Origin of the sequence: Paenibacillus oenotherae, from assembly GCF_019443105.1 — a bacterium.
GTDB classification, from domain to species: Bacteria; Bacillota; Bacilli; order Paenibacillales; family Paenibacillaceae; genus Paenibacillus_Z; species Paenibacillus_Z oenotherae.
The window spans coordinates 101,692-118,368 of the sequence record NZ_JAHZIJ010000002.1 but is presented as its reverse complement, the minus strand read 5'-3'; the positions used below and the strand labels follow the sequence as shown (position 1 = coordinate 118,368).

Sequence of the window (16,677 nt, the reverse complement as noted above, 5' to 3'; positions counted from 1 at the left end):
GCGGATAGTGGACGAAGCCAATAGAACGAAGGGCTGTTCCGCATGTCACTCAAGTGACTGATGGGACGGCCCTTCGTGTCGATTTATGCCGTGCTGCAGCTGCAGATCAGTCCCTAATATTGCCGGACATTTTCAGCCGTTTGGCGATTTGTTTAAAATCCTCGGCCGAGATTCCCGGGGCAAATTCCTCCTCCACTTCGGGAGCCTCTGGTATCGGCACGCCCTCCGGTACGCCTTGAATCACTTCCAGCGGCAAGCCATCTTCAGGATGAGTGCCTTTCCAGATCTGTTCGATGGCATTAAAATCGTTGTCGCTCCAAGTATACAGCCGCGTATGAACGCCTTTTTCCTCATATTTCGCAGCTTCGTTGAATGACTTGTTGCTCAGTGAGGGGATAGGGATAAGCTTCGTGACGTCAACACCTGTCGCAATCTCCAATGCCTTGGCGTAAGCTACAACGTGAACACCGCCCCGCACGAGAAGGAATCCTACGACTTCGCGCGCAGCGGGATGATCCGTCATCTCATACACTTTCATTTTATGTGTTCTGGCCCCGCATTCCAGAAAGAAATTGTGAAGCAAATCCTCCACCAGATTGCCGCTGTTGAACACATTCGCTCCGGTCCATGGATTTCCCATTGAGTCGAATGGCATAGCGCCTTGTGCGCCTGCCAGGAACGGATAGGACAAGCGGGCATCCTTAACGGAGGCGAGCGGAGTGGAGTCCGGTTTCTTATATTTCGTTGAGCCTCGCAGACATTTATTGACGGCATGCGATACCAGCTCAACATGGCCGAGCTCTTCCGCCGTAATACTCATGACCAGATCGTAGAAAGGCTTGAGCTTTTCTTTGGAACGGAAATTAAAGGATTGGTATAGGTAGTTGTTTAACGTCGACATTTCGCCGAACTTTCCGCCCAACAACTCTTGAACGGCAGCGGCAGCATTGGGGTCCGGCTTTTCAACATCAGGAATCTCGATCATGATCTCATCCATGCGTTTGAACATTATTATCTCGACCTCCTAGATATGAGCTATCCTTCACCCATATAGTTAAACGCAATGAACATAGATTAAACGGTACGGTTATTCGATTGCATTGTCATTTAGGGATGCTCTAGCTGCAGCAGCCGTTGTGATTTCCACTCGATACGCAGGGGAACAAGCATACGGTCAAACGGGGCATGTTAATAATATTAGCCATGCGGATGATGCAGCATTGATTAGAACCCACGAATGATTTACTATGAAATGGGAACTGCAAAAACAATCCCCTCAAAACAAAGGAGCTGAGCAAGTGTCTGTCGATGTTTATTTGAATTTTAATGGAAATTGCCGTGAAGCCGTACTGTTCTACGCGGAGGTATTCGGAACGGAAGAGCCCAAATTCATGACCTTTGGAGACACACCGCCGAGCCCGGAATATCCACTTCCAGAGGAAGCGAAGAGCTTGATCATGCATACACGGCTAGTAATTAGCGGCAGTAATGTCATGTTCTCCGATGTTTTCCCAGGCATGCCCTTTACTGTGGGGAATAACGTCAGCCTCGCCCTGGTCATGGACAACGAGGATGAACTGAAATCCGCGTTCTCCAAGCTGCAAGTAGGCGGCAAGATCGGCATGGAGCTGCAGGAAACGTTCTGGAGCAAGTGCTACGGCAGCTTAACGGACAAGTATGGCGTAGAATGGCAGTTCAACCTAGGAATTGGAGAATATTAAGGTTTAAACGATTTCTGCTAAGAATCCCCTTCCGGTAGAGACAAAAGAAGGACAACCCGTACGGGCTGTCCTCGGACTTGTCGGCTGGAGGGGATTTTTTATTCCCCAGTGAAAACGGAATTACAAAGATCTTTTAAAATTAACTGAAAATTCATTATATTCCTACTAAAGCACTATTAACATAAAAGTCACTTAATGTAATAATATGCCTGTAATATAAAGCAATAATTAACAAAAAGAGAATAAAAAACAAGAAAGGTGTGGTTGAATTGGCAATCTCCAAGACAGGACCAGCAAGCAAAATTGAGGAAAATTTATTGATTGACGGTACGGGCAACAGTATTACTTTTACGACGGGCAAAGCCCCGAACTTTAGATCCAAGCTCGCGAACGAGAACCTGGTGTCTCCTACTAACGCAGTTCATATTAACACCCCAAATATTGAAGATGTGGAGTTAAGCGGGAATGACATTCAAGCGAATACTTACGGTATTTTGATCAATTCCGCTGCCAAGAATGGCCGCACGTTCAGAATATTGAATAACAATGTCTATTCCAAGAAATCAGATGCGATTGAGATTAACGTTCCCTCCAGTTCTGTCGGGGAAAGTTATGACGGAGTAAGAGAAGTTTTTATTATGGGTAACAGGCTCACGGCGGATGAGGATCCTGACGATCCGATCAATGCAGGGTTTGGCATCGGCATTGCCAATGCGAGAGAAGTGCTCGCGATTGGCAATATCGTGAACAAGAGCCGTCAGGAAGGGCTGCATATTGAGGACGACCAGGAGAATACGATCGTTGTCGGCAATGTATTCAGGGGGAATCTCAAGGGCGGAGCGAAAATTCTGCATAACGGCGGAAGCGGAACACCGAGAATGCCTATTGTGAACAGCAACTTCTTTATTAAAGAAGGAACCGAAAAAACAAACACCGGTATATGGAGAATATATGATCCTACAGGGGTCATCCCGGCCAATATAGCGAACAACTATATCAAAGGCTTCGCGTTAGGAATTAATGCCGATGGAGGCTCTGTTCCGATCTATGCTGAAGGCTGCGTCGTCGAGGATTGCACGCTTGCGGTCAGAGCCGGCAGCGGTGTTCGTGTTATCGGCACGGTCGTATCGATTAACACGCCGAATCTGGCACAGGGAGCCAGCGGGGCGATCATCGACAGCATCGTCTCCGACATTGCTCCAACAACGATTCTGACCTATACAGGAACGGCCGGGAGCACAGGTGCGACGATCAAAAAGTTCGGCGCCAAGACGTTGGCGACCCCAATCACGGCCAATACCGCAACCAACGTTGATTTATTCCCGCTGCCGACAGCTATGTACGGGCGAGTCACCGTCCGGGGAGGCGCTGCCGATAATAACCTTCTCGCAGTGGCGGATGTGAGCTGGAATGGGACTGCATTAACAGCGAATCTGTTGATGACCAAGATCGGCGGGGTCAAAATTACGAATGTTAATCTTGTCGTCAACACAGCTACGAACAACCTTGCTGTCAGCATTCTATCGACGCTTGCGATCACGGCGAACCTGCGCTTCGATTTCGAGGGTACGTACTATCAAGCCTGACGAAGCAATAGCGATCCAGCTTGCCAGCCTTGGCTTCCGCTAGCATAGGCGAGCAGCAACCCCTGCGTAGGTGTAGGAATGCCCGCGCAAGTTCGGCAAAGCCTGCGTAAGTGCAGGGGGATGCCTGCGCAAGCTCGGCAAAGCCTGCGTAAGTGCAGGGGGATGCCTGCGCAAGTTCGGCAATGCCTGCGTAAGTGCAGGGGGATGCCTGCGTAAGTTCGGCAATGCCTGCGTAGGTGCAGGCATTTCGGTTAATAGAACGTGCAGAAGGCCGAATACCTGCAATGTGGCAGGAATTCGAGGCAGAATGGTTCGAATATAGGCGAATAAGAAGAAATGCCTGCGCTTGCGCAGGCATTTCTTCTTTAACAAGCCGGAACGGGGAGAAAGCCTGTATTTACGCAGGAATTTCCAGATCGCACCACCTGATTCAGCAGGATGGGCACCCTGCACAGCTCCAAAAAGAGCGATGTTCCGCTGCATGATTGCTCTCGATCGACCACATTTCCGCTGCATGATTGCTCTCGATCGACCGCATTTCCGCTGCATGATTGCACTCGGTCGACCACCTTTCAGCAGGATCAGGTCATTCGGAGCGGGAATCCTACTTTGCTACAGAGGGATTGCCATCATGTAGGTGGTTCCGTTCCCCGGGGTGCTCTGAACAGAGGTTGTTCTACCGTTAGCCATCAGTGGCGAGCATGGGAATTTTGCGGAATAACCGAGTGTCAAATAAATCCGCTTGGGCATACAGTAAGTAGACGTTCGCCCATAAGGAGGAATAGGTTATGATAGACAGCATTCTGCAAGCTCCCGATCTGAAGCTGGCTGCTGATTCCAATCAAGTGCTCAACTATAAGCGTGACCGGTTTAATTATATTACACAGCTGTTCGGGCCGCAGCTCCCGGCCATTCAGAACGGCTTCTTCAACATTCATATGACGAAGGGGATCATCGTCCAGCCGCATTGGCATACGAACGTGACGGAGATGATCGTTGTTATAAGCGGAGAGGTCATTACATCTGTGTTTAACCCGTTCACTCAGCGGCTGATGTCCTATCGTCTGAAGCCGGGCCAAGTATCCATCTTTCCGAAGGGCTGGTTTCATTGGATTATTACTGAATCCGACCATGCCTATGTGCTGGCAATTTTCGATCAACCGACACCTGATATTGTGTTCGGATCGGACTTCCTGCGCTGCATTCCAAAGGAAGTTATTGGGAGAGCCTACTGCGTGAATGAGCAAGAATACGCCAATGCAGTGGCTCCCATTAAGGAATCGCTTATTCTCGGCCCGCCTCCAGGATGCTGTCAAAGGGAAGAGGGAGGCGTTATCACTCAAGTATAAAGGCAGTTGTATATCGCGATGACTCGTGCGATGGAATGGCTGTTTCTATCCTATAGCGGTCATTCCAAATTTACCGAATACCTGGAGGGAATTGTTGAACAGAGGAGTTCTGCCAAGCAAGAAGGGGATCATAAAAAGATGGGATGAGGGGGCTGTACCCTAGGGTAAACCGGGCGGGTCACTCCCAAAGAAATATACAAAGAACCTTCATGCCACTAATAAAGTGGAGTTGAAGGTTCTTTTAAACTACATACAAAGCGGGAGCGGATATTTCCACATCTGGTTTACTGAATTGCTCCATATGTTGACCAATCTATCTCCCCAACAGCCAACCTATCCCCCCAACAGCCAGTCCTCGGCTTCTACTATGCTGCCGAACACTCTGAAATCATTGCGTTTGTTGGATTCGGCCAGCAATTCTTTGAATCGGCCCTTGATTCGAAGTTCATCCGTAATAACAGCCGCTGTCTTAATGCGATAGTTGACAAGCTTTTGCAGCACCTGTCCAGCCAATCCTGTACTCAGCTTGAGAAAATCGTCAGACAGCGCTTCGGCATGAAGCATGATCAGATAGGCATCATTCTCAAAGCAGGCGGCAATAAGATCCAGCGCATCCTGTTCGGATCGAATCGGCGTCTCTGCCGAAGCATATTGAATATATTTCGCCTCATTTTTCTCGATAACTTGAACCTGCATTTTAGTTTCCTCCTCTGTTAATGGGCACAGCTCCCTGCGCAGCTTTTGAACCCAGCTACATTCATAATTGTAAGTCGATATAACATGGTCATGAATTTCATTCCAGATATAGGCTTCTCTGGCGGTGCGCTCTGGAGACAATGTGCCTCTGCGCTTCTTCTCCTCATGCAGCAGAATCTGCAACCGGAGCTCATTCTCATAGCTCATGAGCAGCGCATTTAATTGGTCTGTGCTCAGCACATCCCCCCAGGCGAGCTGGATCAGAAATGTCCTCTTGAACTCAGGCGGTTCGGGAGCGGACACGATCCACTTTGTCAGCTCGGCCATCCCTTCAGCAGTGATGGTGTAGATCTTCTTCGACGGAGAACTCTCCTGATGCTGCACCACATTCGTAACAAACCCCTCATCATGCAACTGGAGAAGCGCTTTATAGATCTGATTATTGTTCCCGGACCAGTGCATAAACGGCGACTCCTGAATGATTTTCTTCAAATCATAGCCCGTTACAGATTGACAGCTCAATATGCCCAGAATTGCAAAATTTATTGACATCGGCTTCACCTCTTCATAGATAACATATGTTAATAGTAACCTATGATAATAATATCGTCAATTTATAATTACAGACCGACGAAACAGTTCCGCACCATGCCTGATTATGTAATGAAGAAATTAAAGCCGTTATAATAAAAATATCGGATGTGCAAAATATGTATAAAAATGGTAGAGTTGATTCACTTTTATCATTGACGATTTTAAGAGAATTGGAGTATGGACAGGAAATTATCTGGAAAAGAGGCGCATATGCGTATACTTATTATTGGAGGTACCTCATTTATCGGCCCTTATGTAGTGAAACAACTCGTAGGGATGGGTCATGAAGTGGTCGTCTATCATCGCGGCGAGACGAACGCAGATCTGCCGGAATCGGTGCGGCACATATTGGGCGCTCGATCTGAGATGCATCAATTTGTTAACGAATTTGCACGATTTGCACCCGATGTTGTTATCGACATGATTGCTTCAACAGAGAAAGATGCCGAGCAGCTGATCAACGCTTTCAATGGAGTAACTCCCCGAGTTGTAGCGATTAGCAGCCAGGATGTATACAGGGCATATGGATTGGTCAATCGCAAGGAGAATGGAGCGCTGGAGCCAGTACCGATTACCGAGCATTCTCCATTGCGCCAAACCTTATACCCCTATCAAGACGCAGCGAAAGATGGCGCGGATTGGTGTAATACGTATGAAAAAATTGTAGTTGAGCGCATACTCATGGGAACGGCTGCTTTTGCAGTTACAATGGTTAGACTTCCAGCCGTATATGGCCCTGGCGATTATCAGCATCGGTTTCTTTCCTATCTCAATTTAAAGAAATTAAAGAATAATCGGCCCTATATCATTATGGATGAATCGTTTGCAGAATGGCACTGGACACATGGCTATGTTGAAAATGTTGCGCACGCTATTGTGACCGCTGCCGTCAACCGCTCCTCAATCGGAAAGATCTACAATGTCGGTGAATCTTCGGCACCGTCAATGATTGATTTTGTTAGAGAAATAGGCGAACTATTGTCCTGGAAGGGAGAAATCATCCTCCTGCCGAGAGATACTCTGCCTGATCATCTGCGCGTACCTCTTGATACAACACAGCAATTAATGATAGATTCGGTCAAAATTCGAGCAGAGCTAGGCTATGAAGAGATTGTCTCGAGAAGGGATGCGCTTATGCGAACAATCGAGTGGGAAATCCGAAATATGCCGGATGACCGGAATTCGGATTCGGCCAATCCTAGTAATGACAAAGCGGAAGAGGAGCTTCTGCAAAGACTCGGAATATTAACCTAGCAGAGGACGATGTTCTCAGCAGGAAGAGAAGGATTGGCTATAGCAGAGGACGATGTCCTCAGCAGGAAGAGAAGGATTGCTATAGCAGAGGACGATGTCCTCAGCAGGAAGAGAAGGATTGGCTATAGCAGAGGACGATGTCCTTTTCAGATAAGGAAGCCTGCGCAAGCGCAGGAATTTCGATAGAAATAAGCGGTGGAAGGCAGAAAGCATGCGAAAATGCAGGAATACGAGGTGAATTGTGCCGATAAGGAATAATTTCAAAAAAATGCCTGCTCATTGGCAGGCATTCGGTATTCAACAAGCCGAAACAAGCGATATGCCTGCAGATTCGCAGGAATATTCACCTTTGACTGAGCCGCTTCCTTGGAAAGAGGGATTCAACCGTTCAGCATGAATGGCATGAATCAGGTTTTGCCGATTTTTCTGCCTGTGCGGAGTTGCTTGTACCAGAAGTAAATTGTGCAGCCGATGCAATAACCGAGCAATGCGGCGCTTGCGGCAAGCAACAGCATAGCTGTGAAGGCATAGCCAGCAATTGGCCAATCGAACACAAATGAGAGGAGTGCCAAGGTAAGGAATAGGAGGGCCAACACATTATTGAAGCGTTGAAGCTCGACGGCCTGCGTTTCTTTGCCTTTCTCCCTCAGAACAAGTTTAGTCAGGAGAACGAACAGGTTGAGCTTTCCTGCGGAAGCGAGTCCTGCCGCTTGAATGATCCATAATGCGGCTAATATCCACGGCTGCTGCAGGATCAGGGAAAGAGTAACAAACAGGACGATCCCGGTTTGATTGGTTTCACATAACGCATAGGTACTTCATGCATATCCATTACCCCTTTATACCGATGGGTTTTATATGATTAATCATAGGCGATATTGCAGCCGATAGCAAGTGAAGTACAAGCGAAGTGCAAGTACAAGCGAAGTGCAAGTACAAGCTCAAGTTCAGCCGCTTGAAACAATAACAGCCCTCATCTTCTTATTAAGATGAGGGCAGTTTGACGTCGTTTCGATTGCTATTGGAAGTAGAGCCGCAAGTGTGCGGGGCTTGGCTTGAACGGCTTAGCCTGAATGGCTTGGGCTTGAACGAAGAGAGATGTGCTGCTAGTGCAGCTGATCTCCCGCTTCAATCGGCTTGTCGTTGAACTTGTAGCCAACGCCGCGGATCGTATGGATATAATGCGGCTTGGCGGGATTTGCCTCCAGCTTTTTGCGCAGATTGTAGATGTGCACCATGACCGTATGTGTATCGCCCATATGTACGTCATCCCATAGCAGCGTGAACAGCTGCTCATTCTTGTACACTCTGTTCGGATTCTTGGCGAGATGGAACAGAAGCTTGAATTCCTTGGCCGACAGGGCAATCGGCTTGTCGTCAACAAGTACCCGATGTGTCGCGGGCTCAATAATAAGACGGTCATAGCGCAAAGTCTGATCCGCCTCAACCCCATGCTTGTGCAGCAGATAGTTGCGTCTTATGTGCGCTTTCACTCTGGCGATCAACTCAATTGGACTAAATGGCTTGGAGATGAAATCATCCCCCCCGAGTCCCAGCCCCAGCACTTTATCAATATCCTCGTCCTTGCAGCTCAGGAACAGAATCGGCACATTGCTCGTTTTGCGAAGCTCGCTGCATATCTGGAAGCCGTCCAGGCCGGGAAGTAGAACATCCAGCAGGACCAGATCGGGCGAATGCTCGCGGGCCAAATCCAGCGCCACATTGCCGTGGAATGCGGATACTACGTTGAATCCTTCACGCTTCAGGGACATGGTGAGCAATTCATTGATCTCATTGTCGTCATCAACGACAAGTATTGTTTTCTTCGACATGCCTGCGCCGCTCCTTCTTGCGATAATCGGTCTTTTCGACAAATTATGACTGTTATAAAGAATTATCTCATTTAAACAAGCGGAAGTCGATTATGCTGCAAAAATTTTAAATTAAATTGAGGTTAACTTCAGTTTAGCTTGATGGTTAATGATTTTGGGCTGTCTTATAATGAGTACGTTAAACGCAAAGTCATGTAAAAGTCAGTTCTGAAGGGAGTTCTCGGGCATGAAAATGTTTGTCCATTCTTGTCGAATGGCGCTTTGGAAAGTTGTTGCGATTGCGATGATCGCAGTTATCTCGGGATGCTCAGCTGATCTTGCGCCAGATCAGTTGCGGGAAAAGGAGCTTCAGGGTCAATCGGATGAAGTGGTTGTTGGCGTTGTCTGGCCCTTCTCCCAGCGCAACGATCAGTTCCGCGAAGGGCTTCAGCTTGCTCTTGAGGAAGTGAACCAGAATGGTGTTCTGGGCGGTAAAACCATCCGTCTCATTGAAGAGGATGATGAAGGCTCTGTCACCAAGGGAATGGCAATTGCCCGGCAATTCGCCGAGAATAATTCCGTTACCGCCGTAATCGGCCACCGCAGCTCAACGGTTACAATTCCCGCATCGCGTATTTACGACCATGCCGGAATTTTGCTGCTGTCGCCGGCATCCACTTCGACCAAGTTAACCAGCATGAACAGCTCGCATATATTCCGCAACATACCGAATGACGATCAATTGGGGCAGGCTCTCGCCTTGTATGCGGCTGACGCCAAGTACCGGAATATTGCCATCTATTATACCGACGATGAGTACGGAAGAGGATTGGCTAATTCCTTCGAGGATCAGGCCGGCAAATCGAGGCTGCGAATCGTGGACCGCCTGACAGGATTCAAGGAAGCCTCCGATGTAAGGAGGATCGCTGACAAATGGGCGGCGCTTGATTGCGAGCTTATTCTGGTTGCAACGTCAGCTGCAGACGGCATTGCCTTCATAAGAGAGCTTCGCGCTGCCGGGGTGGATACACCGGTTATTGGCGGGGATGCGCTTGACTCTGCCGAATTTGCCGCAGCCGGAGAGGATGTGGAGGGTACTGTCGCCGCTTCCGTATATAATCCGAATGAGAAATCGGTGGCCAATGAAAGGTTCAAACAGCAGTTCAAAGCCAAATACGGGGTGGAGCCAGGCAAATGGGCGGCACAGGCATACGACTCGCTGAAGCTGCTGGCCCAAGCCATTGAAGGAGCAGGCTCGCGCAGTCCCGAGGAAATCGCCAACCAGCTAGCCGGTCTGAAGCAATGGAAGGGTGCGGCAGGCTCCCGCTCATTCTCCGCCAGTGGCGATGTGAATGAGATGAGCATTGTGATGAAGAAGCTGCACAATGGCGTTTATAATTATTTGGCTCTGGAAGAAGGGAGGTAGACGATGAATAACAACGTATTTCGCAAAGTATCGGTTGAGCGTCTGTCTTCTCCCGAGCAGCTGGATAATCTGGTGCGTGTCACATCCCCGCGCGGATGGCTGGCATTATGCGGAATCGGCCTGCTGATTGCAACCGCTTTATACTGGGGAATATTCGGAACGATGTCAACGAAGGTGAGCGGACAGGGGGTTCTCATCCGTCCCGGCGGATTGAAGACGGTCCATGCATCGTCAGCGGGCTCCATCTCCAACATTCGGGTAGTCGAGCACGACACAGTGAAGAGAGGCGATGTCATCGCCTGGATCGAGCAGCCGGAATTGCTGGAGCAGATCAAGGGAACGAAAAGGTCGATTGCCGCTCTTGCAGGTGCTGCTACCCCGGATGGCGGGCAAAACAGTAATGAGCTGGCCGCCCTGGAGCAGCAGCTGCGGCAATTATTGGCTGATTATGAGTATGCCTCCAAAGTAATAAGTCCCTACACGGGCAAGGTTATTGAAGTTATCGCCAGTCAGGGAACCCATATCGGCAGCGGATCATCCATCGTTCGTCTGGAAACGCATGGGGTGCTGACAGACGAATTGATCGCGGTCATGTATGTGCCGGTTCATCAGGGCAAGCAGCTGCTGCCCGGTATGGATGTGCGCATCTCGCCAAGCTCGATTAACCGCGAGGAGCATGGCTCGCTGATCGGACAAGTGGTGTCTGTATCGGAATTCCCTGTCACTCTGCAAGGGATGATGGCCACACTCGGCAATGAAGGGCTGGTCCAGCAGATGGCTGCGGAAGGTGTCTCGCTGGAGGTGCGGGTGAATCTTGCGCCGGACAACGCAACATTCAGCGGGTACAAATGGACGACCGAGGAGGGACCGCCGGTGCGATTGAATAGTGGGACGATTGTGAATGGAGCCATTACGGTCAGCTCTGAACGTCCAATAGCTTCTATTATTCCGCAATTCAAATAACGGGAGGTGAGCGGGCAAGTGGCTTTGAGAAGAGTGAAGACGCCGACAGTGCTTCAAATGGAGGCCGTGGAATGCGGAGCAGCCTCTCTGGCAATTGTGCTGGCCCATTACAGAAGCTTCATCCCATTGGAGGAACTGCGCATTGAATGCGGTGTTTCCCGCGACGGCAGCAAAGCCAGCAATCTGCTGAAGGCGGCCCGCAAATACGGGATGGAGGCCAAGGGGTACCGGAAAAATCCGGAAGACCTGAGAACGATGCAGTGGCCGCTCATAATCCATTGGAATTTCAATCATTTTGTCGTATTGGAAGGCATACATAATGACCGCGTATATCTGAATGATCCGGCGACCGGGCCCAGGGAAATCACTTATGAGGAGTTCGACCAGTCGTTCACTGGCGTCGTTATCGTCGCCAAGCCGGGGCCGGAATATGTACGCAGAGGGAAGCGGCCGAGTATTGTGGCTTCATTGTCGAGCAGAATTAAAGGCTCGGAATCGGCGCTGTCATTCGCTGTGCTTGCAGGACTGCTGCTCGTTATTCCAGGTCTTGTCATTCCTGTATTCAGCAAAATCTTCATCGATCATGTGCTGCTCGGCCAATCGCAGCATTGGCTTATGCCTTTGCTAGTCGGGATGGCCTTGACGGCTCTGCTGCGGGCCGGACTGACATGGCTGCAGCGGTATTACTTGCTCAGGCTTGAGATGAAGCTGGCGCTCAGTTCATCCAGCCGGTTCTTCTGGCATGTGCTGCGGCTGCCCATCGAATTTTTCTCCCAGCGCTATAGCGGAGATATCGCATCCAGGGTGGCCATTAACGACCGGGTGGCGCAATTGCTGTCGGGGCAGCTGGCTGTAGCTGTGCTGAATTGCGTCATGATTGTGTTCTACCTGTTCCTGATGCTGCAGTACAGCATCGTACTGACGGGAATCGTCGTAGGGGCATCGCTGCTGAATCTGCTGTTCATGAGATTGATCACCCGCAGGCGCAATGACCAGAATCAGCGCTTGCTTCAGGAAACCGGCAAAATGCAAGGTGTATCCATGAACGGGCTGCAAATTATTGAGACATTGAAATCGAACAGCTCGGAAGCTGATTTTTTTGTGAAGTGGTCGGGACATCAGGGGAAACTGATGAATTCCACGCAGCAATTCGGCGTATCCAATCAGTTTCTGACCGCCGTTCCTGCTCTGCTGACAAGCATGGGCACGGTAGCCATTCTGGTCATCGGCGGATTCCAGGTGATGGATGGATTGCTGACGATCGGAACGCTGGTCGCTTTCCAGAGTTTAGCTGCAAGCTTCAGCAATCCCGTCAACGAGATGGTCAAGCTCGCGGGTACCGTTCAGGAAGCCGGGGGGAGCATGAAGCGGCTTGATGATGTGCTGCAATACCCTATTGACCGCCATTTCCAGGACAGCCAGGTTAATAGCGCACTGCCCTTCGCACTGGATGAGCATGCCGCTGCTGGTGGTGAGCATGCAGCTTTTGCGGCTTCTGAAGCTCCTGGAGCGGGACAATCCGGCACAGCCAAGCTGTCCGGCCATATTGAGATTGTGAACTTGACATACGGCTACAACAAGCTGGAGCCGCCGCTTATTGACGGGTTCTCCCTCTCTATTAAGCCCGGCATGCGGGTGGCGCTGATCGGCGGCTCAGGGAGCGGGAAATCAACGATCGCCAAGCTTATTGCCGGGATCTACGAGCCCTGGTCCGGCGACATTCTGTTCGATGACCAGCGGAGGGAGCAGATTCCCCGCAGCCGAATCGGCAATTCATTGGCTGTCGTCGATCAGGATATTGTGCTGCTGGAGGGGACGATCAAGGACAATATTACGTTCTGGGACGCAACGATTCCCGAGATTGACGTCATACGGGCGGCCAAGGATGCAGCCATCCACGATCATATTGCGGAGCGCAGCGGCGGCTATGAGCATGTCATCTCGGAGAATGGCGGCAACTTCAGCGGCGGTCAGCGCCAACGTCTGGAGATTGCCCGCGCGCTTGCCGGCAATCCGTCGATTGTCGTGCTGGACGAGGCAACGAGCGCGCTAGATCCTGCGACGGAGAAATTGGTAGACGACAGTCTCCGGCGCAGAGGGCTGACATGCGTCATCGTCGCGCACCGGCTGAGCACAATCAGAGATGCGGATGAGATTATCGTAATGGCGCGCGGCAAAATTATAGAACGCGGCACACATGCTTCGCTGCTGGAGAAGGACGGACACTATACCCGTCTGATTCAGGGTCATTAGCAGTTGCCGATAAAGGGGGGAGAATCTATTGGCAGAGCATAATAGGCTCAATCTGCGTCAATTGTTTGCCGAGCATGGAACCAGGCATCAAATTGAAGGCAATACGCCCATTCTGGTCACGGGCCATGACAGCCTGTGGTATATCGATACGGGCTCCATCGATGTATTCGCGGTCACGCTGCAGCAGGAGAATGATCCGGCCAGAGACAAGCGGCGCTACTTGTTCAGCATGAGCGAAGGCGCGATCCTGTTCGGCTTCCGTGATCATTCCAGCGAGGAGCGCAGCGGAATATTGCTGGCTGCGACTGCAGGAACAGCCGCTTATCATATCGATACGGAATCCTTCATGCAGCTGCAAGCGCGGCATGGCTTGGATAGTGCGCAATTGGCGCCACTTGTCGAGCAATGGATCAATAGCTGGTCAACAGCACTCAGCACGCGCAATGCGCCATCCGAATTCGACATTCTGGAGCAAGCGGAGCTGCAGGAGCTGAAGCCCGATACGACCTGGCGAACGCTTCATCCGGTGTGGGTCAAGCTTCATGCCGGCTCTGTTCATTGGATGGGCGAGCATCCTCTGCAAGGGGGCGGGGAGGTATACATCCCTGTTACCTCCTCCAGCTGGCTGGAGACAAAGGAGCCATGCAGCATAGAGGTGCGGAGCACGGTCTGCTGGCTGCAGGCTGACGCGCACTGGCAGAGCCTGTATGCCTTTCATGACATGGCTGCCGCAAGATTGGCCGCGCTGCGGACGAAAGAACGGCTGCTGGAGCATGAGCGCTTAATAAACAGAACGGAACATGATTCCACACTGATGGACAAAGCGCTGAAGCAATTGGTGGCTGTTACGGGCGGCAATCGGCAGAAGCCATTGATCTTCGATTCGAAGGACCCGTTATTCATGGCCTGCCGGATTGCCGGGGAGTATTCAGACATCGTAATCAAGCCGTCCGTCAGAGGACGGAAAGGGACACAATCACTCAATCCGCTGCATGACATCGCCCAGGCATCCGGGGTCAGATCACGGAAAGTCGTGTTGAAGGGAGAGTGGTGGAAGGAGGATAACGGCCCGCTTGTCGCCTACTTGGAGGAGTCATCCGAACCGATCGCACTGGTGCCCTCCAGCTCAGCCTCCTATACGTGGACCAATCCGGCCAGCGGAGAGGGGGGAGCGGTCACTGCTGAAGTGGCTTCCAAGCTGCATCCCATGGCTTACATGTTCTATCGCGCCTTCCCGTCCAAGCCGCTCGGCGTGATCGACATTCTGCGCTTCGGCTCGCATAAGTCAGTCCGGCGGGATATTGCCGTGCTGCTGTTTATGGGAGCGATTGCGGGACTGCTCGGGATGCTTATCCCGATTGCAACGGGAATGATGTTCGATACCGTAATTCCGGAATCGTACCGGGGGCCCCTTGTCCAAATGGCTTTGATTCTGTTCTCGGTGACCTTGGCGATTGCGTTGTTCCAATTAACAGGCTCCATGGCTTCTCTTCGTATGGAGGGACGCATGGACAGCTTCATTCAGGCAGCAATATGGGACAGGCTGCTGAATTTGCCTGTCGCCTTTTTCCGGAATTATACAGCGGGTGATCTGGCGATCAGAGCGAACAGCATTAACGCAATTCGGCAATTATTGTCAGGCGCAGTGCTGGGTTCCCTGTTCTCAGGGTTATTCTCGATCTTCAACTATGCGCTGCTGTTCCATTATGATGCCGGCCTGGCGCTTGCTGCCGGGGTGCTCGTCCTCATCTCCATAGCGGTTACAGCGGCAATCGGTCTGCTGCAAATCCGCTTTCAGCGCAAATTGCTTGATATTCAAGGGCGAATATCCGGCTTGATGCTGCAATTGCTGAACGGGGTCAGCAAATTTCGTATGGCGGCTGCGGAGAATCGCGCATTCTTTCTGTGGGCGCGGGCGTTCGCGGAGCAGAAGAAGCTGTCCTTCCGGGCAAGAATGCTGGACAATCAGCTGGGCGTGTTCCAATCCTTTTATCCGCTGGTTGCCTCCATGGTTCTGTTCTATATGGTCGCCTCCAAAGAATCGTCACTGTCAGCCGGCCAATTCATTGCTTTCTATACCGCATTCTCTGCCTTCCTGGCGGCGATGCTGTCTATGGCTTCAGCACTGCTCTCCCTTGTTCATGTCGTACCGCTGTATGAGCGCGCCAAGCCGATTCTGCAGACGCTGCCGGAAGTTCACGATCAATTGGAAGACCCCGGCGATCTTAGCGGAGCGATAGAAGTACGCCATATAGGATTTCGCTACGGCGCAGATCAGCCAATGGTGCTGAAGGATATTTCCCTGAACATTAAGGCTGGCCAGTTCGTTGCATTCGTCGGAGCTTCCGGCTGCGGCAAGTCCACACTGCTGCGTCTGCTGCTGGGCTTTGAGCAGCCGGAAAGCGGGTCTGTATATTTTGACGGCCAGGATATGAGATCGCTTGATGTCAGCCTGCTCAGAAGCCAATTCGGCGTTGTGCTGCAGAACAGCAAGCTCATGTCAGGCGATATGTACACGAACATTGTCGGCTCATCCAATCTGACCGTCGATGAAGCGTGGGAAGCTGCCGCGATGGCCGGGCTGGACGAGGATATACGCAATATGCCGATGGGCATGCATTCCGTCATTTCTGAAGGGGGCAGCACGCTGTCCGGCGGACAGCGGCAGCGGCTGATGATCGCCAGAGCGATCGCCAGACGGCCCAAAGTTATTTTCTTCGATGAGGCGACAAGCGCGCTCGACAACCGGACGCAGGCCATTGTCAGTGAAAGTCTGGAGAGATTGCAGGCGACAAGAATTGTCATTGCCCATCGTCTGAGCACGATTACGAATGCCGATTTGATCTATGTGCTGGACAAGGGAATGGTCGTTCAGTCCGGCACATATGAGGAGCTTATGGCTGAAACGGGGTTATTCGCCGAATTGGCCAGCCGCCAGCTGGCTTGATGAAATTTGAACTAAATTTGAGCTTCAATTGAGAGCAGATTTAATCCCGAGTGTTAATCTAGTAATTGTAAGCGACA

General features: G+C 51.0%; 12 protein-coding genes. 8 read left to right on the top strand and 4 right to left on the bottom strand.

Annotation, left to right across the window (positions count from 1 at the left end):
• Window positions 1-106: 106 nt before the first annotated feature.
• Window positions 107-1,009, bottom strand: a complete 903-nt coding sequence (locus K0T92_RS04825; protein WP_219871305.1) for a manganese catalase family protein — start codon at window positions 1,007-1,009, stop codon at window positions 107-109.
• Between the two features lie 289 nt (window positions 1,010-1,298).
• Between K0T92_RS04825 and K0T92_RS04820 the strand changes: the two genes are divergently transcribed.
• The 3 genes from K0T92_RS04820 (at window position 1,299) to K0T92_RS04810 (ending at window position 4,656) form a co-directional block, all read left to right on the top strand.
• Complete coding sequence (locus K0T92_RS04820; protein ID WP_219871304.1) at window positions 1,299-1,721, top strand: VOC family protein; 423 nt, start codon at window positions 1,299-1,301, stop codon at window positions 1,719-1,721.
• A 269-nt stretch (window positions 1,722-1,990) separates the two neighbouring features.
• Window positions 1,991-3,307: a right-handed parallel beta-helix repeat-containing protein gene (locus K0T92_RS04815; protein WP_219871303.1), complete on the top strand. Its 1,317-nt coding sequence runs from the start codon at window positions 1,991-1,993 to the stop codon at window positions 3,305-3,307.
• Window positions 3,308-4,095: 788 nt separating this feature from the next.
• Complete coding sequence (locus tag K0T92_RS04810) at window positions 4,096-4,656, top strand: cupin domain-containing protein (RefSeq protein WP_219871302.1); 561 nt, start codon at window positions 4,096-4,098, stop codon at window positions 4,654-4,656.
• Between the two features lie 333 nt (window positions 4,657-4,989).
• Here the strand turns inward: K0T92_RS04810 and K0T92_RS04805 are convergent, their stop codons facing one another.
• Window positions 4,990-5,904, bottom strand: a complete 915-nt coding sequence (locus tag K0T92_RS04805; protein ID WP_219871301.1) for a PadR family transcriptional regulator — start codon at window positions 5,902-5,904, stop codon at window positions 4,990-4,992.
• A 252-nt stretch (window positions 5,905-6,156) separates the two neighbouring features.
• Between K0T92_RS04805 and K0T92_RS04800 the strand changes: the two genes are divergently transcribed.
• Window positions 6,157-7,200: an NAD-dependent epimerase/dehydratase family protein gene (locus K0T92_RS04800; RefSeq protein ID WP_219871300.1), complete on the top strand. Its 1,044-nt coding sequence runs from the start codon at window positions 6,157-6,159 to the stop codon at window positions 7,198-7,200.
• Window positions 7,201-7,607: 407 nt separating this feature from the next.
• Here K0T92_RS04800 and K0T92_RS04795 read toward each other — a convergent pair whose 3' ends face one another.
• Together K0T92_RS04795 and K0T92_RS04790 are read right to left on the bottom strand one after the other, a co-directional pair.
• Window positions 7,608-7,937: a DUF4395 family protein gene (locus K0T92_RS04795; RefSeq protein ID WP_343223640.1), complete on the bottom strand. Its 330-nt coding sequence runs from the start codon at window positions 7,935-7,937 to the stop codon at window positions 7,608-7,610.
• A 369-nt stretch (window positions 7,938-8,306) separates the two neighbouring features.
• Window positions 8,307-9,032 carry a response regulator transcription factor gene (locus tag K0T92_RS04790; protein ID WP_219871299.1) on the bottom strand — a complete coding sequence of 242 codons (726 nt, stop codon included), beginning with the start codon at window positions 9,030-9,032 and terminating at the stop codon, window positions 8,307-8,309.
• A 226-nt stretch (window positions 9,033-9,258) separates the two neighbouring features.
• Between K0T92_RS04790 and K0T92_RS04785 the strand changes: the two genes are divergently transcribed.
• From K0T92_RS04785 to K0T92_RS04770, 4 genes are read left to right on the top strand one after another with little or no spacing between them, the layout of a single operon-like run.
• Entirely contained in the window at window positions 9,259-10,437 is a 1,179-nt protein-coding gene (locus K0T92_RS04785; protein WP_219871298.1) for an ABC transporter substrate-binding protein, read from the top strand.
• A 3-nt stretch (window positions 10,438-10,440) separates the two neighbouring features.
• The gene (locus K0T92_RS04780; RefSeq protein WP_219871297.1) at window positions 10,441-11,400 is read left to right on the top strand and encodes an NHLP bacteriocin system secretion protein; all 960 of its coding nucleotides are present in this window, start codon (window positions 10,441-10,443) and stop codon (window positions 11,398-11,400) included.
• A gap of 18 nt (window positions 11,401-11,418) precedes the next feature.
• Entirely contained in the window at window positions 11,419-13,653 is a 2,235-nt protein-coding gene (locus K0T92_RS04775) for an NHLP family bacteriocin export ABC transporter peptidase/permease/ATPase subunit (RefSeq protein ID WP_219871296.1), read from the top strand.
• Between the two features lie 28 nt (window positions 13,654-13,681).
• Window positions 13,682-16,600 (top strand): NHLP bacteriocin export ABC transporter permease/ATPase subunit, encoded by a 2,919-nt coding sequence (locus K0T92_RS04770; RefSeq protein ID WP_219871295.1) that lies wholly within the window; start codon window positions 13,682-13,684, stop codon window positions 16,598-16,600.
• The last annotated feature ends 77 nt before the right edge of the window (window positions 16,601-16,677 follow it).